18 protein-coding genes are annotated in these 20,260 nt (G+C 59.2%); 12 read left to right on the plus strand and 6 right to left on the minus strand.

The genetic code is table 11. From position 1 onward, the window contains the following. The first annotated feature begins 87 nt into the window (after positions 1-87). From ftsZ to ligA, 5 genes are all read left to right on the plus strand, one after another. Entirely contained in the window at positions 88-1,812 is a 1,725-nt protein-coding gene (gene ftsZ, locus AAE029_RS24615) for a cell division protein FtsZ (protein ID WP_371075535.1), read from the plus strand. A gap of 302 nt (positions 1,813-2,114) precedes the next feature. Continuing rightward, positions 2,115-3,071, plus strand: coding sequence for a UDP-3-O-acyl-N-acetylglucosamine deacetylase (lpxC, locus tag AAE029_RS24620; RefSeq protein ID WP_371075536.1), 957 nt, complete (start codon positions 2,115-2,117; stop codon positions 3,069-3,071). A 296-nt stretch (positions 3,072-3,367) separates the two neighbouring features. Next, entirely contained in the window at positions 3,368-4,213 is an 846-nt protein-coding gene (locus AAE029_RS24625) for an outer membrane protein assembly factor BamD (RefSeq protein WP_371075537.1), read from the plus strand. Positions 4,214-4,226: 13 nt separating this feature from the next. Continuing rightward, positions 4,227-5,900: a DNA repair protein RecN gene (gene recN / locus AAE029_RS24630; protein ID WP_371075538.1), complete on the plus strand. Its 1,674-nt coding sequence runs from the start codon at positions 4,227-4,229 to the stop codon at positions 5,898-5,900. Positions 5,901-6,082: 182 nt separating this feature from the next. After that, a complete protein-coding gene (ligA, locus tag AAE029_RS24635; RefSeq protein ID WP_371075539.1) occupies positions 6,083-8,245 on the plus strand; it encodes an NAD-dependent DNA ligase LigA in 2,163 nt (720 codons plus the stop codon). A 62-nt stretch (positions 8,246-8,307) separates the two neighbouring features. Here ligA and AAE029_RS24640 read toward each other — a convergent pair whose 3' ends face one another. Beyond that, positions 8,308-8,841, minus strand: a complete 534-nt coding sequence (locus AAE029_RS24640) for a GNAT family N-acetyltransferase (RefSeq protein WP_371075540.1) — start codon at positions 8,839-8,841, stop codon at positions 8,308-8,310. Positions 8,842-9,117: 276 nt separating this feature from the next. On the opposite strand from AAE029_RS24640, the gene AAE029_RS24645 reads away from it, so the two are divergent. Next, positions 9,118-9,708 carry a 3'-5' exonuclease gene (locus AAE029_RS24645; protein ID WP_371075541.1) on the plus strand — a complete coding sequence of 197 codons (591 nt, stop codon included), beginning with the start codon at positions 9,118-9,120 and terminating at the stop codon, positions 9,706-9,708. 88 nt (positions 9,709-9,796) lie between these two features. After that, the gene (locus AAE029_RS24650) at positions 9,797-10,288 is read left to right on the plus strand and encodes a CreA family protein (RefSeq protein ID WP_371075542.1); all 492 of its coding nucleotides are present in this window, start codon (positions 9,797-9,799) and stop codon (positions 10,286-10,288) included. Positions 10,289-10,678: 390 nt separating this feature from the next. Here AAE029_RS24650 and AAE029_RS24655 read toward each other — a convergent pair whose 3' ends face one another. Then, on the minus strand, positions 10,679-11,143 hold the full coding sequence (locus tag AAE029_RS24655) for a chemotaxis protein CheW (RefSeq protein WP_371075543.1): 465 nt from the start codon (positions 11,141-11,143) through the stop codon (positions 10,679-10,681). A gap of 2 nt (positions 11,144-11,145) precedes the next feature. Continuing rightward, on the minus strand, positions 11,146-13,110 hold the full coding sequence (locus tag AAE029_RS24660) for a methyl-accepting chemotaxis protein (RefSeq protein ID WP_371075544.1): 1,965 nt from the start codon (positions 13,108-13,110) through the stop codon (positions 11,146-11,148). Positions 13,111-13,465: 355 nt separating this feature from the next. Here AAE029_RS24660 and AAE029_RS24665 point away from each other — a divergent pair, with 355 nt between their 5' ends. The 3 genes from AAE029_RS24665 to AAE029_RS24675 are packed head-to-tail and all read left to right on the plus strand — an operon-like array spanning position 13,466 to position 16,104. Beyond that, positions 13,466-14,068 carry an SCO family protein gene (locus AAE029_RS24665; RefSeq protein ID WP_371075545.1) on the plus strand — a complete coding sequence of 201 codons (603 nt, stop codon included), beginning with the start codon at positions 13,466-13,468 and terminating at the stop codon, positions 14,066-14,068. A gap of 7 nt (positions 14,069-14,075) precedes the next feature. Next, positions 14,076-15,203 (plus strand): FAD-dependent oxidoreductase, encoded by a 1,128-nt coding sequence (locus AAE029_RS24670; protein ID WP_371075546.1) that lies wholly within the window; start codon positions 14,076-14,078, stop codon positions 15,201-15,203. A 22-nt stretch (positions 15,204-15,225) separates the two neighbouring features. Beyond that, positions 15,226-16,104, plus strand: a complete 879-nt coding sequence (locus AAE029_RS24675; protein WP_371075547.1) for a 50S ribosomal protein L11 methyltransferase — start codon at positions 15,226-15,228, stop codon at positions 16,102-16,104. 284 nt (positions 16,105-16,388) lie between these two features. On the opposite strand, the gene AAE029_RS24680 is transcribed toward AAE029_RS24675, so the two are convergent. Next, positions 16,389-16,562 (minus strand): hypothetical protein, encoded by a 174-nt coding sequence (locus AAE029_RS24680; protein WP_371075548.1) that lies wholly within the window; start codon positions 16,560-16,562, stop codon positions 16,389-16,391. 276 nt (positions 16,563-16,838) lie between these two features. Between AAE029_RS24680 and AAE029_RS24685 the strand changes: the two genes are divergently transcribed. Then, entirely contained in the window at positions 16,839-18,674 is a 1,836-nt protein-coding gene (locus AAE029_RS24685) for an aminopeptidase P family protein (RefSeq protein ID WP_371075549.1), read from the plus strand. 57 nt (positions 18,675-18,731) lie between these two features. Here the strand turns inward: AAE029_RS24685 and AAE029_RS24690 are convergent, their stop codons facing one another. Together AAE029_RS24690 and AAE029_RS24695 are read right to left on the minus strand one after the other, a co-directional pair. Then, entirely contained in the window at positions 18,732-19,043 is a 312-nt protein-coding gene (locus AAE029_RS24690) for an AzlD family protein (RefSeq protein WP_371075651.1), read from the minus strand. 2 nt (positions 19,044-19,045) lie between these two features. Continuing rightward, positions 19,046-19,768 carry an AzlC family ABC transporter permease gene (locus AAE029_RS24695; RefSeq protein ID WP_371075550.1) on the minus strand — a complete coding sequence of 241 codons (723 nt, stop codon included), beginning with the start codon at positions 19,766-19,768 and terminating at the stop codon, positions 19,046-19,048. A 133-nt stretch (positions 19,769-19,901) separates the two neighbouring features. Between AAE029_RS24695 and AAE029_RS24700 the strand changes: the two genes are divergently transcribed. Continuing rightward, complete coding sequence (locus AAE029_RS24700) at positions 19,902-20,153, plus strand: DUF2164 domain-containing protein (RefSeq protein ID WP_371075652.1); 252 nt, start codon at positions 19,902-19,904, stop codon at positions 20,151-20,153. The last annotated feature ends 107 nt before the right edge of the window (positions 20,154-20,260 follow it).

Below are 20,260 nucleotides of genomic sequence, written 5' to 3' on the forward strand. Positions count from 1 at the left end.
CGCATGCCGCGCCCGAAACCAGGTGCAGGGAAATGAGTGAATTGGCCGGGCGTGGCGATGCGGCCATAAAGAGAAGGAACGAGTACCATGACTATCAAGCTGCAGAAGCCAGATATCACCGAGCTTAAGCCGCGGATCACCGTATTCGGTGTTGGCGGCGGCGGTGGCAACGCGGTCAACAACATGATCTCCGCGGGCCTCCAGGGCGTCGATTTCGTCGTCGCCAACACGGACGCCCAGGCGCTCACGATGACGAAGGCGGAGCGTATCATCCAGCTCGGTGTGAATGTGACCGAGGGACTCGGCGCGGGCTCGCAGCCGGAAGTCGGCCGGGCTGCGGCTGAGGAATGCATCGACGAGATCGTCGATCACCTGAGCGGCACGCATATGTGCTTCGTCACCGCCGGCATGGGCGGCGGCACAGGCACGGGTGCTGCTCCGGTCGTTGCTCAAGCTGCGCGCAACAAGGGCATCCTGACGGTCGGCGTCGTTACCAAGCCGTTCCATTTCGAAGGTGGCCGGCGCATGCGCCTTGCCGAATCCGGTATCGAGGAACTGCAGAAGTCCGTCGATACGCTGATCGTCATACCGAACCAGAACCTCTTCCGTATCGCCAATGACAAGACGACTTTCGCCGACGCCTTTGCCATGGCCGACCAGGTTCTGTATTCGGGTGTCGCCTGCATCACGGATCTGATGGTGAAGGAAGGTCTCATCAACCTCGACTTTGCCGACGTCCGCTCCGTCATGCGCGAAATGGGCCGCGCCATGATGGGAACCGGTGAAGCCTCGGGTCAGGGTCGCGCGATGCAGGCTGCAGAGGCTGCAATCGCCAATCCGCTGCTCGACGAGACCTCCATGAAGGGCGCACAGGGCCTGCTGATCTCCATTACCGGCGGTCGCGATCTGACGCTCTTCGAAGTGGATGAAGCTGCCACCCGCATCCGCGAGGAAGTCGATCCGGACGCCAATATCATCCTCGGCGCCACCTTCGACGAATCGCTGGAAGGCATCATCCGCGTGTCGGTCGTCGCGACCGGCATCGACCGTGGCGCAAGCACATCCGCAGACAGGACCATGGAATTCCGGCCTGCCGCAAAGCCGGTGGTCCGTCCCTCCGCGGCCGCTGCACCGTCGGCGGCCGCAGTTCATCCTGCTCCCATCGCGCAGGCGCCAAGGGCTGTGGATCCGATTGCCCAGACGATCCGCATGGCAGAAGCCGAGATGGAACGCGAGTTGGAAATCCCGCACGCGCGGCCTGCCGCTCCGGTTCAGCAGCAGCCGATGCGTGACGATGGGTTCCGTCCGCAGAGCCGGATTTTTGCAGGAGCTCCGGCCGAAGCTCCGGCTCCGCGTCCGGCGCCCGTCCATGCACCGGCTCCGGCCATGAGCCAGCCTGCGCAGCCGATGATAAGTCAGCCGATCGCTCCGGCGCCGCAGCCGATGATTCGTCAGTCGGTCGAACAGGTCCGCATGCCGAAGGTCGAGGATTTTCCGCCGGTGGTCCAGGCGGAGCTTGATCATCGCGCGCAGCCGGCTCCCCATGCCGAAGAGCGTGGTCCAATGGGCCTTCTCAAGCGAATCACCAATTCGCTCGGTCGCCGCGAGGAAGAGGGTGTTGCCGCAGACATGACTGCTGCGGCTCCGAATGCAGCTTCACAGCAGCGCCGTCCGCTTTCGCCCGAAGCAAGCCTCTATGCACCGCGGCGCGGCCAGCTCGACGATCACGGCCGCACGGTGCCTCAGGCCCGCATGACACAGGAAGACGACCAGCTCGAAATTCCTGCATTCCTGCGCCGCCAATCGAACTGAAAAAGCGAGTCGGATCAAAACTGTGGATGCCCGGGATGACAATCCCGGGCATTTTTGTTTCAGAACCCGTTTCTGATTGGAAAATCATAAGAAAATTCAATGGCATGGCTTCGTAACAATGCGAAAAAAACAGTGATTTGGAATGTGGCTGGAGCGCACGTATGAATGGAGCATGGTTACCGCCATAACGCTTGAAAAATTAAGTGCTTCCGGTGGTGAGGCAATGGCTGCAAACGGCATGCCGGCGAGATTGTTTTAATCGCTCGGCGCGAATGCAGCAGAAATATGAAGGCAGAATTTGAATGGCAATTGGATTGCTCAGTTTTCAGACCACGATCGCAAACCCTGTCACGCTTACAGGGATAGGAGTCCATTCGGGTGCGGATGTTTCAGTTACCTTTCATCCCGCGGAAACCGGAAGTGGCGTTATTTTTCAGCGCGTATTCGAAGATGGTGAAGTAGCGGAATTCAGAGCTGTTTCCTCGCAAGTCGGCAATACCGATCTTTGCACGGTGCTGGGTTTTTCGCCGGCGCGTTCCGTTGCGACCGTCGAGCATGTCATGGCTGCGATCTATGCCATGGGTCTCGACAACGTCCTCGTCGAAGTCAGCGGCGCGGAAATGCCGATCATGGATGGCAGCTCTCTGCCTTTCATTGAGGCGATTGAGCAGGCTGGTATCGTCTCGCTCGGGGTCAAGCGTCGCTATATCCGGGTCACCAAGCCGGTGCGCGTCGAAGCCGGCGGTTCCTGGAGCGAGTTCCGTCCCTATGATGGCACGCGCTTCGAGGTCGAGATCGATTTCGACTGCCCGCTCATCGGACGCCAGAAATGGGAAGGCGATCTGACGGCTGCGACCTTCAAGAAGGAACTGTCGCGTGCCCGTACCTTCGGCTTCATGCGCGATGTCGAGCGTCTCTGGGCATCCGGACACGCTCTCGGGTCCTCGCTGGAAAATTCGGTCGTCATCTCCGACGACAACACGGTCATCAACGTCGAAGGTCTGCGTTACGCTGGCGATGAATTCGTCCGCCACAAGGCGCTCGACGCCGTTGGTGACCTGGCGCTGGCCGGCGCGCAGTTCATCGGTTGCTACCGTTCCTATCGCGGTGGTCACCGGATGAATGCCACCGCCCTCAAAGCGCTCCTCGGCGATCCGACGGCCTATGAAGTTGTCGAAACCTCCACACCGCGCCAGCGTGTTGGAACTCGCGAGTTCATTGCTGTCGCGGCTTCGGAATTTGCCCCCTGGTCGGCATGACCTCCAGACTGAATTCAGGCCAGGACCGCCTCCTTCAGGAGGCGGTTTTTTTATGAGGCGGCGCGAACCGCGTCGCGGATGTCGGCAGCGTACTGATTGAAAAAACGGCAGAATCCCGTGGTGATATCTGTGAAAAGACCGTCTATCTGCTCCAGGCGCCACAAAAATGCGTTAATGCCTCATCATTGCGTTGCTCTGATGATGCATTTGTGGCTAGAAACGCCAGCGAGGGGTGCGGCCGATCAGTATATGGGGCGGCCGGAATCGGTTCCGATGAATATGCAAGGTCTGAAGGTATGATGAAAACAGCGCGGGCGCTGCTCGCATCGCTTATGTTGGTCAGCGTGGGCGCCTTGGTTTCCGCCTGCCAGTCGGATCCCGATATCGATATCAGCAAGCTTGGTCTGGAAACCGATCCGCCGGATGTGCTCTACACCCAGGGTCTGGCAAATATGAAGGCCGGCAATATGGCCGAAGCGGGCCGCAAGTTCGATGCCATCGACCGTGAGCACCCCTTTTCCGATTGGAGCCGCAAGGCGCTCGTCATGAGCACTTTCGTGAAGTACCGGCAGGGTCGCTACGACGATGCGCTTGCCGTCGGTAATCGCTTCATGAAGCAATATCCTCACTCAGAGGATTCCGACTACGTGCAGTATCTGATCGGTCTTTCCTATTCAAAGCAGATCACGGATGTGACGCAGGACCAGCGGGCGGCTTCGCGTACAGTCGAGGCCATGCAGAAGGTCGTCGATGAGTACCCCGATTCTGAATATGTCGATGATGCCCAGGCCCAGATGCGCTTTGCCCGTGACCAACTCGCCGGCAAGGAGATGCAGATCGGCCGCTACTATCTGGAGCGCAAGGAATATCTCGCCGCGATTTCCCGCTTCCGCGTCGTCGTGGAAAAATATCCGAACACGAATCAGATCGAAGAAGCTCTGGCGCGACTCGTCGAAGCCTATTATGCGATGGGCATTGTCGAGGAGGCTCAGACGGCAGCCGCCGTGCTGGGACACAATTACCCCGACAGCCAGTGGTATGCCGATTCCTATAAGCTGTTGCAGTCGGGCGGCACCGAACCGCGCGAAAACAAGGGCTCCTGGATTGCGCAGGCTGGCAGGAAACTTCTTCTTGGCTCGTGAGGCCTGAACGCCGATGCTGATCCAGCTTTCGATCCGCGATATCGTTCTGATCGAGCGGCTGGATCTTGCTTTTGAAGCCGGTCTTTCGGTCCTGACCGGAGAGACCGGTGCGGGCAAATCCATTCTGCTCGACAGCCTTTCGCTGGCGCTCGGGGGGCGCGGTGACGGCGGTCTTGTGCGTCACGGCGAGGAACGGGGACAGGTAACCGCGGTCTTCGATGTTGGCATGGATCATGCCGTCCGTAAGCTTCTGCGCGAGAACGGCATCGACGACGACGGTGATCTCATCTTCCGCCGCGTGCAGTCGGCTGACGGCCGCACCAAGGCCTATATCAACGATCAGCCTCTCAGCGTACAGCTCATGCGCCAGGCGGGCCAGTTGCTCGTGGAAATCCATGGCCAGCACGATGATCGCGCGCTCGTTGACACCAATGCCCACAGGACGCTGCTGGACGCCTTTGCCGGGCTTGGCCAGGAGGTGCAGGCGGTTTCTCATCTCTATCGCAGCTGGCGCGACAGCGAGCGTGCGTTGAAGAAGCATCGTGAGAAGGTGGAGAACGCCGCGCGTGAGGCAGACTATCTGCGCTCTTCCGTCGAGGAGCTGGAAAGGCTGTCGCCGCAGGATGGCGAGGAAGAGGATCTTGCCGAACGCCGCGCCAGGATGATGAAGGCCGAGCGCATCGCCGGCGACATTTCCGAGGCGGCCGAATTCCTGAACGGCAATGCATCGCCGGTGCCCCACATCGCCTCGCTGGTGCGCCGCCTCGAGCGCAAGAGCCACGAGGCACCGGGCTTGCTGGAAGATACCGTCGCATTGCTGGACGCGGCCCTGGATCATCTTTCAAATGCGCAGATGGAGGTCGAGGCCGCGCTGCGCAGGACGGAATACGACCCGAAGGAATTGGAGCGTGTCGAAGAGCGCCTGTTTGCCCTGCGCGCTGCCTCGCGCAAATATTCCGTTCCCGTCGCCGAACTTCCGGCACTTGCGGTGAGGATGATCGCCGATCTCGCCGACCTGGATGCCGGTGAGGAGAGGCTCGTCAGGCTGGATGCCGAGGTGGCGGCCGCCAAGGCGAGCTTTGATGCTGCCGCCCGTTCGCTTTCGGATAAGCGCCATCACGCCGGCGCAGCGCTCGCCGCGGCCGTCATGGCCGAACTGCCGGCGCTGAGATTGGAGCGCGCCCGCTTCATGGTGGAAATCACCAGCGACGCCGAGGAGGCGACGGCGGACGGCATAGACGTCGTCGAGTTCCATGTGCAGACCAATCCGGGCACACGTCCCGGACCGATCATGAAGGTGGCCTCCGGTGGTGAACTTTCTCGCTTTCTGCTGGCGCTGAAGGTTGCGCTTGCCGATCGCGGCTCGGCACCGACTCTCGTTTTCGACGAAATCGATACCGGCGTTGGCGGTGCGGTTGCCGATGCAATCGGCCAGCGGCTGAAGCGGCTTTCCGAACGCGTGCAGGTGCTCTCTGTCACGCATGCGCCGCAAGTGGCGGCGCGTGCTGAAACACATCTCCTGATTTCCAAAGGACCGCTGGCCGAAGGATCGGAAAAAATTGCGACCAGGGTTGCGACCATGGCGCCGAAGGACCGCACGGAAGAAATCGCCCGCATGCTCGCCGGAGCGTCTGTAACCGACGAGGCGAGGGCGGCCGCGGTCAGGTTGTTGGCAGGGGGCGGCTAGAAGCAATTCCAGGAAAAGTGCGAAGCGCTTTTCCCCTCGGCATTGCGTTAAGACAAAAGAGAAGAGGGATGCCGAAAGGTGTGCGCGGTTTTCGGACGACATCCCGCTCTAACCCCGCGGCCCCGTTTTCCATCACCGAAAATTGCTCTAAAACGACTCCGGAATCTGGAGAGTGAGCCCCTATGTCCGTTGAACCGATCACCATCGAGAACTTGACCATGGAAGAAGCCGCGGCCGAGCTGGAGCGGCTGGCAAAGGAGATTGCGTACCACGACGCGCTCTATCACGGTAAGGATCAGCCGGAGATCTCCGACGCGGAGTACGATGCGCTGAAGCGGCGCAACGACGCGCTCGAGGCACGCTTTCCGGAACTGATTCGCGAGGACAGTCCTTCGCGCAGGGTGGGAGCGGAGCCGTCCGTGACCTTCGCGCCGGTTGTTCATGCCCGGCCGATGCTCTCCCTCGACAATACGTTTTCGCAGGAAGACGTTCAGGACTTCGTTGCCGGCGTCTATCGGTTCCTCGGGCGTCTGCCGGATCAATCCATCGCTTTCACGGCTGAGCCGAAAATCGACGGGCTGTCGATGTCGATCCGCTACGAGAACCGCAGGCTGGTGACGGCTGCAACACGGGGTGACGGCACGACCGGCGAAAACGTCACCGCCAATATCCGCACCATCAAGGAAATCCCCAACCAGCTTCCCGCCGATGCGCCCTCCATCGTTGAAATACGCGGTGAGGTCTATATGGCGAAGAGCGATTTTCTGGCTCTGAATGCTCAGATGGAGGCGGAAGGCAAACAGACCTACGTCAACCCGCGCAACACGGCGGCCGGATCCCTGCGTCAGCTCGATGCGAAGGTGACGGCGAGCCGGAAGCTGAAATTCTACGCCTATGCCTGGGGCGAGATGTCGGACATGCCGGCCGATACGCAATTCGGCATGGTTCAGAAGTTCAAGGAGTGGGGGTTCCCGGTTAATCCGTTGATGAAGCGGTTGAATTCGGTGGCCGATATTCTTACGCATTACGATGACATAGGCCTCAAGCGCCCGGATCTCGACTACGATATCGACGGCGTCGTCTACAAGGTCGACAGCCTCGAACTGCAGGCTCGGTTAGGCTTCCGCTCACGCTCGCCGCGCTGGGCGACCGCGCACAAGTTTCCTGCCGAACAGGCCTTCACTGAAGTCGAGAAGATCGAGATCCAGGTCGGCCGCACCGGGGCGCTGACACCGGTTGCAAGGCTGAAGCCGATCACCGTCGGGGGTGTCGTCGTAACGAATGCTACGCTGCACAACGAGGACTACATCAAGGGTATCGGCAATAATGGCGAGCGAATCCGGCCGGAGGGGCATGACATCCGCGAGGGCGACACTGTCATCGTTCAAAGGGCAGGCGACGTCATTCCGCAGATCCTTGATGTCGTGATGGAAAAGCGGCCACAGGGCGAGGAGCGAGCTCCTTACAGGTTCCCGACGACATGCCCGGTCTGCGGTTCGCATGCGGTGCGGGAGGTCAATGAAAAGACAGGCAAGATGGACTCGGTCCGCCGCTGCACCGGCGGCTTCATCTGCCGGGCGCAGGCGACCGAGCACCTGAAGCATTTTGTGTCACGTTATGCGTTCGACATCGAGGGACTCGGGTCCAAGCAGGTCGATTTCTTCTTCGAGAACGAGGATCCGGCGCTGCAGATCCGTACGGCTCCCGATATCTTCACACTGGAGGAGCGGCAGAGAAACTCGCTGACGAAGCTGGAAAATATTGAAGGCTTCGGCAAGGTCAGCGTCTCGAAGCTCTATACCGCGATCAACGAGCGCCGCAATATCGCCCTTCACCGTTTCATCTATGCGCTCGGCATCCGCCATGTCGGTGAGACGACGGCGAAGCTGCTGGCGCGTTCCTATGGCACCTATGAGGCTTTCGCGACCGGGATGAAGAACGCGGCGTCGCTTGAAGGCGATGGCTGGAACGACCTCAACTCTATCGAAGGCATTGGCGAGGTCGTCGCCCGCGCCATCGTCGAGTTCTACAAGGAGCCGCGCAATGTCGAGGTAATCTCACGCCTGCTGAAGGAGGTGACACCGCAGGAGGCGGAGCAGTCCGTCTCGTCGGGCAGCCCCGTTGCCGGCAAGACCGTTGTCTTCACCGGTTCGCTGGAGAAGTTCACGCGTGACGAGGCCAAGGCGACCGCTGAAAGCCTAGGCGCCAAGGTCTCCGGTTCGGTTTCCAAAAAGACCGATATCGTCGTTGCCGGTCCGGGCGCGGGCTCCAAGCTCGACAAGGCAAGGGAGTTCAATGTCCAGGTGATGGACGAGGATGAATGGCTGGCGTTTATCGCCAGGTAGCGCCACTGGTGCCTGCGGCTTTGCCTGGCGGCTGATTAAATTCGGTCAGCCGCCACACTTGTTCACGGTCTCAAGCGCGCCATCGTATAAGCATCGACATAGCTGCCGGCACGGAAACCGAAGTTTCTGAGCAACCCCTCTTTCTCGAAACCGAATTTCTCGTAGAGGCGGAGGCCCGGTGTGTTGTCGATATACACCGTCAGTTCCAGCCGCTTGATGTCGAGCCAGTTGTCGGCCGAATCGATCAGTGCGCCGAGGAGTGCGGTGCCAATTCCTCTCCCGCAATAGTCGTCATGCACACCCATGCCAATGCCGGCGGCATGCAGCCTCCGTCCACTGTAGCGGGTCATGCTCGCATTACCCACGATCTCGCCGTCAAGAACGGCGACGAGATTGAGCGAATCTCCAGTGGGATTCTCAAGTTTGCGACGCACTTCCTCGATCCTCTGAAAAGGAGGACGCAATGTGCCGGCGCGGTAGCCTGGCAGGTTCATCAGCGCGGTAACGGCCTCAGTATCCGATGGCCGGACAGCTCGGATTTCCGCATTGGCGCGCCTTGGTTGCGGTTCGTCAGGATTTTCTGGTTCGGAAGTCAATTTGCTCTCCTTGATTTTCGAGGAGAGCCAGGTTTTCGAACCCTGCTCGCCTCGGCAGGGTTCGTCGGATGATCGCACTTAAATTAAAGCACCATCGATCCCACTCGCCCCGTAAGGGTGAGAGGTCACAATATGAAGCATCATGGTTGCGCTTGCTGCGATCATGGCGACAGCTTTCGATATCCCAATGAAAAAGTCAACCACGCGGCGAATTTGCCTCACCAGCGTGCGGCCAGTAATGCTTGTCGACGACAACACCGATTCGGGTTTGCGCCAGTGAAGACCATCGCGATTGATTTCGAGACCGCCAACGAACAGCGTGCCAGTGCCTGCTCGGTGGGGCTTGCCTGGATCGAAGACGGCAGGGTCACTCGGGTGGAAGAGCGGCTGATTCGGCCGAAGGACATGCGGTTTTCCAGCATGAACATCGCGATCCACGGTATCCGGCCTGAACATGTCGAGAATGCGCCTGAATTTCCCGAAGTCATGGACGAGTTCCACGACGACTTTCGCGGCGCCACCATGATTGCCCATAATGCGGCCTTCGATTTCAGCGTCTGGCGGGCAAGTCTTGATCTTTACCGGCAATCCTATCCCGAACTCACCTATGTCTGCAGCCTCAAGATGGCGCAGCGGATCTGGCCACATTTCCTGTCGCACCGGCTGAACCTGATTGCCGAGCATCTCGGCCTGCGCTTCATGCACCATAATGCTGCCGAGGACGCCGCGGTCTGCGCTGCTGCCGCGATAGAGATGGCAAAGGCGGTCAAGGCAGCGACCATCGATGCCATTCCGGCGCTGATCGGCATGAGACCCGGGCGGCTGACCGCCAGCGGCTACGAGCCCTGCACCTGCCGGAAAGTCTGAAGAGCTGATGCTTCCTCGAAGACCCCGTGTTTGCTTGTAAAGGCACGGCCCACGCTTATCTAAGCTGCGGATCATTCGAGGAGATGCCATGCTCAATCTGCGCAATTTTATGTTCGCCGCTTCATGCTTTATCGCGCTTTCGGCGGGCGCTGTTTCGGCTGCGGAAGTCGGACGAGTCGGCGTCGACTGGATCGGCAACGACATTATCGTAGATGCAGTAGCCGATCCGGAGGTGAAGGGGGTAACCTGCCATGTCACCTATTTCGATCGCAGCCTGATCGACAGGCTGAAGAATGGCAACTGGTTCGAGGATCCGTCGAACAATTCGATCGCTTGCCGTCAGACCGGTCCGATCGAGATCGGCAACATCGACCTCTCGAAGGACGGCCAGGAAGTCTTCAGTGCGGGACTGTCGTTGATTTGGAAAACGCTCGCCGTCAACCGCATCTACGACAAGAAGAATGACACATTGATTTATCTCGCGCATTCCCGCGAACTGACGGACGGTTCCGCCAAGATGTCGATCTCGACGATCCCGCTCTATGGACAAACCGTGACGTGGAAAAACGGCAGGCCGTGATGCTAATGCATGTCGCGCAAAAGTGTGCAGCGGTTTTGCGGCAACGACATGCATGAAAAACTATGAGCTAAAGCCTGTCGCGTGAATCTCTTTTCACGCGACAGGCTTTAGCCTCTTCCCCCCAAAATTGGTTGGTTTTGGGATGGGTGCCAAGGACTGTTTTGCCCTGAGGTGGTCTTTTGTCTTGACCCATTTTGGGGCAGTTTCACAGAGAACCGCGGGTTCGACTTGAACTTCGTCCTGCTGTTCATAGCTTGCCAAAAAGACGGCTCGCCGGGCACACCCCGCCTTGCAACGCCGATAAAAAATACCCCGGAGCCGCAAGGCTTCGGGGTCTTTATTGTATGTTCGTGATTGTATGTTCGTGCTGCTCCGGGCAGAAAGCGGACGTCAAGCCGCCTGCGCGAGCTCGTCGGCGATCACCGTGTCGAGGTTCAGGAAGCAGACCATTGTCTTTTCGAGCGCCACGATGCCGCGGCAGAAGGCGCGCTGCGCTTCCGGGATGATTTCCGGCGGCGGCTGCAGGTCTTCACCGCGGATCGTCATCATGTCGGAGACCTGTTCGACGAGCAGGCCGACGAGCTTGCCGGCGATATCGGTGACGATGATCGCCGAGCGCTCGGACGGTTCGGTCATTTTCATGCCGAGGCGGCAAGCCATGTCGATGACGGGGATCACAGCGCCGCGAAGGTTGATCAGGCCAAGGACGTAAGGCGGTGTGTGCGGCATCGGCGTCACCGGAGCCCAGCCGCGGATTTCGCGGATGGCCATGATGTCGATGCAGAACTCCTGATCGCCGAGATGGAAGGAGACGATTTCCAGATAGGCACCGGACTGTTTAATAATGTTCGTCATTGTCAAAATTCTTCCCAGTTGCCGCCCGCTGGAGAAGCACCTGCCGCGGCGGTCGCGTTGCCGTTGAATGCACCCGCAACTTTGCTGATGAGGCTCCGCGCGGGGGATGGTCTTGGATGCGGGACGGCGGTTGCCTCCTGCGGCGTTTTCCGGGCGATCATGCCCTCGCCAGTCCTGAACTGGCCTACCAGCTGAGTCAGTTTTTCCGCATCCATGGCAAGCGTGTGGCTGGCGGCGTTCGTCTCTTCCACCATGGCTGCGTTCTTCTGCGTGACTTGATCCATCTGGCTGATGGCCGAATTGATCTCACTCAGTCCTACGGATTGTTCGCGCGCAGAGGTTACGATTGATTTAACATGTTCATCGATGCGCAAAACATCTTCGCCGATCTGGCGGAGCGCTTCGCCGGCGGCCGTGACCAGTTCGCCGCCGTTGCGCACTTCCTGTCCCGATTTGCCGATCAGCGCCTTGATGTCCTTGGCAGCTCCCGCGGCGCGTCCGGCGAGTTCGCGAACTTCCTGCGCGACAACTGCGAAACCCTTGCCCGCTTCACCGGCCCGGGCTGCCTCGACACCGGCATTTAACGCCAGGAGATTGGTCTGGAACGCGATTTCGTCAATCACGTTGATGATCGTGCCGATCTCGCGTGAAGCAGTTTCGATCCGCTGCATGGCGGCCATCGCGTCATTGACGATGATGTCGGATTTCTCCGTGCTCTGCCGGGTATGGGCAACCATGTGACCGACCTCCTCGGCACGTGCCGTGGCGCTGCGGACGGTTGCCGTTATCTGGTCGAGCGCAGCCGACGTCTCTTCCAGCGAAGCGGCCTGCTGCTCGGTCCGTTTCGCAAGGTCATTGGCTGCTGCCTGCATCTGGTGGCTATTTGCCTGGATGGAGCGCGTATTACTCGCGATCGCGGTCATCGTCTGAAGCAGACGTGTTGAGGTTTGATTGAAGTCGGCCCTCAGCCTATCGATCTCTTGTCCAAAGGGCTCGTTTATCATCACGGTCAGGTCGCCGTCCGAAAGCCTGTTCAAACCTTGCGCCAGGGCGTCTACGGCGGAGTTGGTCGCCTCTGTCTCGGCAAGTTTCGTTGCCTCGCGTTCGCGCCGTTCCAGGTCGCTCTGACGGCGCTCGCTTTCGCTGCGTTGTTCGAGCGCCAGCTTTTCCATGGCTGCGATCCGGAACGTATCGGCCGCGCGCGCCATGTCGCCGATCTCGTCTCCACGCTCGACGCCTTCAATATTGCCGGCATAATCGCCGTCGACTATCCGCTGCATACTGAGACGGACCGCCGTGATGCCGCGGCGGATCGATCCGCCATGGATGAGTTGAAGGACAGCCACGAGAATTAGGGCGCCGATGCCAAGCGAAACCTGATAGTAGAGAGATCCTCTGGAAATGGCCGTAGCTTCGTTCACACGTTGCTCGGCCAGCGCGCTGCCGTCGGTCGCGAGTTTCTGCAGAGTGGCGCTCAGCTTTTCGCCGGCTCCGTCGATGGCGTCATCGATCTTGTCGAATGTGGCGTCATCGGCGCCTCCTTCGATCATCTTCTTCAGGTCGACCTGAATGGCCTGGCGCATGACGGCAACGTCGGAATCGTAGGATGCAAGGAAGTTCGGCATACCAAGTTCCGTCGCAATCAGGCCGAGTTCCTTCGATCCGGAGGAGAGGCTATCCAGCGACTTGCGGATCGTATCCAGGCGCTCAGGTTGAACGACACGCTCGTCTCGGTCGACGATCGTATCCATGGCCGCCAAAACAAGATCGAGATTGGCGAGGCGCATCTCGCTGATGTGGTCTACATTGTTCTGAATGTCGGTTGCCCGATGAAGCGCGGCATCGACCTGGACGCTTTCATACCAGCCGATCGCCAGCATTGATCCAATTCCCGCGAAGGCGGCAGCCGCCAATGTCCAGAGCCTTCGGCTAACCGAAAGGTTCCGACGCAACGTCGATTCCGACATGAAAATCTGTCCTCCCTGCCTCCGCGGCAGTCACCGTGTTTGCCGTTCATGCGGAAATCCGAGACGCAACACTTTCGGGCAGACGTCATGTCCTTGCGGCATCAAAGGCCGCTAACGCCCCCTAAAAATAGCTATCCGGCATTAAATTTTCGCTAACGCTGTTTGAGTCTTCGCCAGGTGGGTGGCGCGCGCGGACCATGCGTGTGAGAAAGGACGAAAGGTTGCAAAACCGAGACAAATGCGCGCGGCCTCGGCTAAAACGACTTGTTGAATTGCGCTTGCAAATCCGGGACGATATCACGCGGCATGAGGTGGACGGTGATCAAAGGGCTGTCGCCGAATAAGGACTGGGACGATGAAGATATTCCGTATTGTCATCTGGATTGCCGTGGTGATCCTGGCTGTCGCGTTGGGCGTGGCGACACTTGAGATCACAAAGACCAGGGACGTGGTAGCCGAAGGTCCGTTCGGCGTGCCTTTCACGCTGGTGGCCCAGAACGGTCAGCCGATCACCGAGAAAGCGTTTCGGGGAAAGCCGACGGCGCTTTTCTTCGGCTTCACCCATTGCCCGGAAGTCTGCCCCACCACACTCTTCGAACTGAGTGGCTGGATGGAGAAGGTCGATCCTGACGGTTCGAAGCTACAGGCTTACTTTGTCACCGTCGATCCGGAGCGTGACACGCCGGAGATCATGAACCAGTATGTCTCCAATGTTTCTAAGCGAATTGTCGGCATTTCCGGCCCGCCGGAGAAGATCGCCGATGTCATCAAGGGCTTTCGCGTATACGTAAAGAAAGTGCCTGTCGACGATAAGAATCCGAACGGCGATTACACTATGGACCACACCGCCTCGGTATTCCTGCTCGATTCCGGCGGTCGCTTTTCCGGCACGATCGCCTATGGTGAGAATCCCGATACTGCGGTGAAAAAGCTGGAGAACCTCATCACGAAGGGGTAGCGAAGCGATGGGGGTGGACGGACGAAATGTCCTGATTGCAGGTGCCGGCCCCGTCGGCCTGACCGCAGGCGTCGAATTGGCGCGGCGAGGATTTAAGCCGCGAATCGTGGACGATGCCGAAGGCCCGGTTCCTCTTGTGGAAAGCCGTGCTCTTGGGATCAACGCCCGAAGTCTGACATTGCTTTCGCCGTCTGGCGTCACTGATCTCATTCTCGAGAAAGCCCAGCCGATCAGGAATTTCCGCATAAAGGACGGCGGCAAGACATTGATATCGCTGGATACGGGGCAAATACCAGGCCGCTTCGGCGCGATCTGCGGTCTGCCTCAGGGAATGACGGAGCGGCTGCTGGTCAAAAGACTGGCCGAGTATGGCCTCTCGCCGGAATGGAATGTGAAGCTCGACACGGTTTCCGGTGACTTGCTTCGGCCGCAGGTCACGTTGCGTTATCCGGACAATGCCACCGAGGTCGTTGTCCCGGATATTCTCATAGCCGCGGATGGCGCCCATTCCGCCGCACGGCAGGCCGTGGGTCTTGGCTTTCCCGGCGAATCGCTGGAAAGCAATTTCTACCTCGCCGATTTCCGTTACGTGAGCCCAGTGGAGACGGATTTTGCCGAGATCTTACTCTTCAATCCAGGCATGGTGGGACGATTGCCGGTCGCGCCGGACACCTTGCGATTCATTTCGACGCTTTCCGATTTCGAAAGCCGGATTGTTCATCCGGTCGCCGTGGCCGATCGCGTCTGGTCTTCGCAATTTCGCATTCACTTCCGTCATGTCGAGCGCATGTCGAAGGGCAATGTCTTTCTTGCCGGCGATGCCGCGCATATTCATTCGCCTGCGGGCGCACGCGGCATGAACCTCGGTATCGAGGACGCCTGCTGGCTCGCCTATCTGATTGCGGAGGGCCGCGAACAGGAGTATTCGGATCGCCGGATGCCGGCCGTGAAGACGGTCTTGAAGCAGACCTATGGCCTGACGTCGCTCGTCACGATGAAGAATCCGATGGCAATCGGATTGCGCAATCTGGTCATCCCAATCCTGCTGCGCGTTCCACCCGTCACCCGCCGCTTGCTGCGTGCTGTCGCGGGCTATGATACCCCACCGCCGGTCTGGATCGACGGTGCCGAATGAACCATTGGAAAGACAGCCTGCCGTGAGTGAAATCCGCCTTTATGTGACGACGACCGAGAAGAAGGCCGAACAGATTCTTGATCTCATGACGCTTGCCTTCGAAGACGAGGACTATGCGATCGCCACCACCGAAGTAGACGAGAAGCGCGACGTCTGGGAGGCTTCGGTTTATCTCATGGCGAATGAGGAGAGCGCAATCCGCGGCCGCCTTAGAGACTTGCTGCAGCCTGCCTTTCCGGACGCGGTGATCGAGAAAGAAGTCATTCCCGATGTCGATTGGATCGCGAAGTCCCTCGAGGGGCTGAAGCCGGTCAGGGCAGGGCGCTTCCTGGTTCATGGCTCGCATGACCGGGACAAGGTGCAGCCGAACGACATTGCTATCGAGATCGATGCCGGCCAGGCCTTTGGTACCGGTCATCACGGCACGACTGCTGGCTGCCTTGAGATGATCGAAAAGGTCGTCAGGGCCCGGCCGGTGGCAAAGGCGCTTGACCTCGGCACGGGGAGCGGCGTTCTGGCGATCGCGGTCCGCAAGCTGAAGAACGTTCCGGTGCTTGCGACAGATATCGATCCGATTGCCGTCCGCGTGGCGCGGGAGAACGTTCGTCGCAATGGCATTGCCTCAGGCATTTTTATGGAAGTGGCGCCCGGCTTTCATTCGACGGCCTTTTCACGTCATGGCCCCTTCGATCTGATCATCGCCAATATTCTTGCCCGACCGCTGATGAAGATGGCTCCGCAACTCGTTGAAAACCTGAGCTCCGGCGGCTCGGTGATCCTTTCGGGAATTCTCGCCGAACAGCGCTGGAAAGTGCTCGCGGCCTATAATGGCATAAACCTTCGGCATGTACGCACGATCTGGCGCAATGGCTGGGTTACCATTCACCTCGATCGCCCCTAGAGCCGGATGATTTCAGGTCGAATCGACCTGAAATCTGAATCCGCTTCTAAATCAAAAGTTAGAGCGGGATGTCGCCCGAAAGCCGCACATACTTTTCGGCATCCCGCTCTAAACGCGCGGCTTATTCCGGAAAAGCAAAAGGCGGTGCCAAAGGCACCGCCTGCTGACCGGTTACCCGGTCTACCCGCGAGCTCGAGGAGGAGGAGGAGAATGCTCAAGCGGGTCCACCTGTTCTGCTCTTCTGTCCGGAGGAGGGAGGAGAGGAGTACCGGACAGACGATACTTCAGAACGGATAGCTCGTTGCGCCCTTGTGGCGAATATCCTTGCCGCCTGCACCGAGCATCTTGAGGCCGTCTTCCGCAAGAGGACGGCGCGAGCCGATGACATGGTGCACAGTCCGGCGTTCGCCAGCCAGTGCAGGGCTGCTGTAAGCGAAGCGGGAGAGTGAGGCGGTCATTTTCGTTTCCTTTTGAATTCAGGCTTGTTTTCAAACCCTTGCGATGCCGCCTATATAACGATTGCGAAACGCCGAGGCAGAGGGTTTCCTTCATGGGTGCCATGCGCCGGATGCATAAAGCATGCCAGATGACGAAATCTCGCCTTATTGCTGCCCGATTCCTGAACGGACCGCTGTTTGAAAAACATTCCTCTTTTGCTCCCATCGCCAGCAATTTGCGGATAACATGCCCTCCGGTTCTCGCGCGGATTCGCGCCAACTCATTCGGGTTTCAGCATGTTCCAGTCTTTTGAAGTGACGTCCACGCCACAATTCGGTCGCGACCGAGTTACGGCACTGCGGGCAAGTTTCTCCGATCTCGGCATCGATGCCTTTCTCGTTCCGCGCGCCGATGAGTATCAGGGCGAATATGTCCCGGCGGGCTCCGAGCGGCTCGCATGGTTGACTGGCTTCACCGGGTCGGCCGGCATCGCTCTGGTCACGCAGACTGAAGCCATTGTCTTCGTCGACGGACGTTATGTGACCCAACTCGCCGAACAGGTGGATCGCAATGTTTTCACCGGCGGTGATCTGGTGGGCGAGCCGCCGCATGTCTGGCTCGGCAAGCATGGAAAGAAAGGTCTTCGCCTCGGCATCGATCCCTGGCTGCACACGGGCGCAGAAGTGCGTCGGCTGGAGAAGGCGCTCGGCGAAATCGGCGGTGAGCTTGTTTTCCCGTCGCACAATCCGCTTGACCGGCTGTGGACGGATCGGCCGGCCGAACCGCTGGGCGCCGTGACCATCCAGAACATCGCCCAGGCGGGCCTGCTCGCCAGCGACAAGATCGCGGCAATCGCGACCGATCTCGGCAAGAAGAACGTCAATGCGGCGCTGATCACTGACCCGTCCTCGGTGGCGTGGATCTTCAACATTCGCGGCGCGGACGTGCCACATACGCCCCATCCGTTGGCCCGAGCGATCATCTATGCGGATGGTGAGGCCGATCTTTTTCTCGACAAGCGCAAGACCGGCATCGAGGCGGAAGCCTATCTGGCGCAGATTTGCGACCAGCGTGATCCGACCGAACTTTCCGAGAGGCTGGCGGCGGCTTCCAAGGACGGCGGACGCATTCTCGTTGATCCCGACCTCACGCCTTATGCGCTTACCGATCTCATTCGTCGCGAATGGGGTGAGGTGGTGGAAGGAACCGATCCGGCGAAGTTGCCGCGCGCCACCAAGAATTCGACCGAGATCAACGGTTCGGCCGCTGCCCATCTTCAGGACGGTGCGGCGATGGTCGATTTTCTCTACTGGCTTTCTGAGACCAAGCCGGGAACGATCACCGAAATCGCTGCGGCAGAGCGGCTGGAAGCCGCCCGCGCAAGCGTCGGCCAAAGCATGCAGAATCCGCTCAAAGACATTTCCTTCGACACGATCGCCGGCGCCGGCGAACACGCGGCGATCATGCATTACCGCGTCACGACCGCAACCGACCGGTTGATCCAGTCCGGAGAGCTTTTCCTGATCGATTCCGGCGGACAGTACATCAATGGCACGACGGATATCACCCGCACCGTCGGCATCGGAACGGTTTCCGAGGAACAAAGGCTGTTCTTCACGCTCGTCCTTAAAGGCATGATTGCTATCAGCATGGCGCGTTTCCCGAAGGGGACGCGCGGTTGCGATCTCGATCCGTTGGCGCGCATTGCGCTGTGGAAAGCCGGAGCAGATTTCGCCCATGGCACCGGCCATGGTGTCGGCTCCTACCTTTCCGTGCATGAGGGGCCGCAGCGCATTTCCCGCCTGTCGACGCAGGAACTGCTGCCCGGCATGATCCTTTCAAACGAGCCGGGTTACTATCGTCCCGGCAGCTTTGGCATCCGTATCGAGAACCTCGTCTACGTCCGCGGTGCGGAGGCGATCGACGGTGGCGATATGCCGATGCTTGGCTTCGAGACACTGACGTTCTGCCCGATCGATCGCAGCCTCGTCATCCCCGAGCTTTTGACGCGCGAGGAACTGCATTGGTTCAACGATTATCACCTGAGAACGCGCGAGGCGTTGATGCCGCTGATCCATGACCACGATGTCCGGGCGTGGCTGGAGAATGCGACCCTGCCGCTCGAATTTTGAGCGGCTCCGTCCCCCATTCCTTCTGCGTTCAAGCGGTTCTACTTGTGCCTAGAAGCCTTAGCCGCCAATGAAATGGCGCCAAGCCATGACGACCGCCCAGCCTGCGATGAGCATTTGGGTATGCGAGAAGCGCAGCCCTATGGCGAGTGCCACGAGCATGGAGATTTTTGTATCCCAGTTGCCGTCGAAGAAGTTCGGCGCGACGAGCGTCGTCAGCACGGCGGCGGGAACGGCGTTCAACGCCGCCTCCATCCGCGGCGGAATGCGGGTCATGCGCGTGATCAGTATGTAGCCGCCAATGCGCGTCATATAGGTAACCACGGCAGCGGCGAGGATGATGAGCACCATGTGAAGATCGAACTGTGCCATCATCAGACCTCGTGGCCTTCGGCGGCGATGTTCGGCTTGCGGTTCGACTTGGCCGGCGGAAGCAGGGCGGCCAAGACAATGCCGACAAGTGCCCCGAGGCTCACATGCCACGGCGAGCCGACATAGTGGTAGGCGACGGTGGAGCCGGCGGCGCTGGCGGCAACGACCGGCAGGAAATTGTCGCGCTTGCGGAAGTCGATGACGATGCCCATGAAATAGATCGGCAGCAGAATATCGAGGCCGATCGACTTCGGATCACCGATCAGGCTTCCGAGCAAGCCGCCGATGACGCTCATGATCACCCAGGGGAAATAGATGATCAGCGCGAAACCGAGATACCAGACAAAGGTAATCGGTTTTCTCGCTTCCGCGCGCTTGAGGGTCTCGGCAAATTGCGGGTCGACGAGCAGAAAGAAGGTAAAGAATTTCTGCAGCCCGGAGAAATGCCGGATATAGCGGGCAATTGCAGCGGAGTAGAGGACATGGCGGAAGTTGACGGCAAGGATCGACATCACAATCACCCAGGCCGGGACATTCTGGCCGAAGAGCTGCATGCCGACCATCTGGCTGGCGCCGGCATAGACGGTACCGCTCATGAGCGCCACTTCGCCAAGCGTCATGCCGTTGTCGACCGCAAGCGCCCCAAAAAGGGCACCGAACGGCGCTGAGGCGACGGCAACGGCAAAACCGCCCCGCAAGCCTTCCAAAAATTCTGTTCGACTCATATTCCGTACGCTCCGAGGATCGTCAGGAGCTCTACGGTCCATATGAGATGCCCGCAATTCAATTTACTTGATGAATCAATTGATTTGGCTGAACGATCCGCCAGAGAGCGACTTCGAAGATGAGGAGAAAAGAATGAAAAAGATCGTGTTTTCCAAGGAGGAAAAGGCGGCGATTGTCGCCCGCATTCGGCAATATTTTGAAAGCGAACTCGACCAGAGGATCGGCGACTTGCCGGCAGAATTCCTGTTGGATTTCTTTAGCGCCGAAATCGGAGTGCATTATTATAATCAGGGCCTGCGAGACGCCCATGCGGCTTTGGTCAGAAGGATGGAAGATGTTGCCGAAGATATTTATCTCCTCGAACGGCGGCCAGAGGACGAATAGGGCATCGGAACTTTATTCCTGCGCCTGCCGGGCGTTGGCACGTTCGCTGATTTTTTCTTTTGCCGGAGGAGATGAAGGAAGTACATTTTGACCAGACAGACAGAATA

The organism is Sinorhizobium sp. CB7, assembly GCF_041357635.1.
In the GTDB taxonomy this organism is placed as follows: Bacteria; Pseudomonadota; Alphaproteobacteria; order Rhizobiales; family Rhizobiaceae; genus Rhizobium.

Coding starts and splice junctions, on each gene's coding strand:
- ftsZ (WP_371075535.1), top strand. CDS start 88: ATGACTATCAAGCTGCAGAAGCCAGATATCACCGAGCTTAAGCCGCGG.
- lpxC (WP_371075536.1), top strand. CDS start 2,115: ATGGCAATTGGATTGCTCAGTTTTCAGACCACGATCGCAAACCCTGTC.
- AAE029_RS24625 (WP_371075537.1), top strand. CDS start 3,368: ATGATGAAAACAGCGCGGGCGCTGCTCGCATCGCTTATGTTGGTCAGC.
- recN (WP_371075538.1), top strand. CDS start 4,227: ATGCTGATCCAGCTTTCGATCCGCGATATCGTTCTGATCGAGCGGCTG.
- ligA (WP_371075539.1), top strand. CDS start 6,083: ATGTCCGTTGAACCGATCACCATCGAGAACTTGACCATGGAAGAAGCC.
- AAE029_RS24650 (WP_371075542.1), top strand. CDS start 9,797: ATGCTCAATCTGCGCAATTTTATGTTCGCCGCTTCATGCTTTATCGCG.
- AAE029_RS24655 (WP_371075543.1), bottom strand. CDS start 11,143: ATGACGAACATTATTAAACAGTCCGGTGCCTATCTGGAAATCGTCTCC.
- AAE029_RS24660 (WP_371075544.1), bottom strand. CDS start 13,110: ATGTCGGAATCGACGTTGCGTCGGAACCTTTCGGTTAGCCGAAGGCTC.
- AAE029_RS24665 (WP_371075545.1), top strand. CDS start 13,466: ATGAAGATATTCCGTATTGTCATCTGGATTGCCGTGGTGATCCTGGCT.
- AAE029_RS24670 (WP_371075546.1), top strand. CDS start 14,076: ATGGGGGTGGACGGACGAAATGTCCTGATTGCAGGTGCCGGCCCCGTC.
- AAE029_RS24680 (WP_371075548.1), bottom strand. CDS start 16,562: ATGACCGCCTCACTCTCCCGCTTCGCTTACAGCAGCCCTGCACTGGCT.
- AAE029_RS24685 (WP_371075549.1), top strand. CDS start 16,839: ATGTTCCAGTCTTTTGAAGTGACGTCCACGCCACAATTCGGTCGCGAC.
- AAE029_RS24690 (WP_371075651.1), bottom strand. CDS start 19,043: ATGGCACAGTTCGATCTTCACATGGTGCTCATCATCCTCGCCGCTGCC.
- AAE029_RS24695 (WP_371075550.1), bottom strand. CDS start 19,768: ATGAGTCGAACAGAATTTTTGGAAGGCTTGCGGGGCGGTTTTGCCGTT.
- AAE029_RS24700 (WP_371075652.1), top strand. CDS start 19,902: ATGAAAAAGATCGTGTTTTCCAAGGAGGAAAAGGCGGCGATTGTCGCC.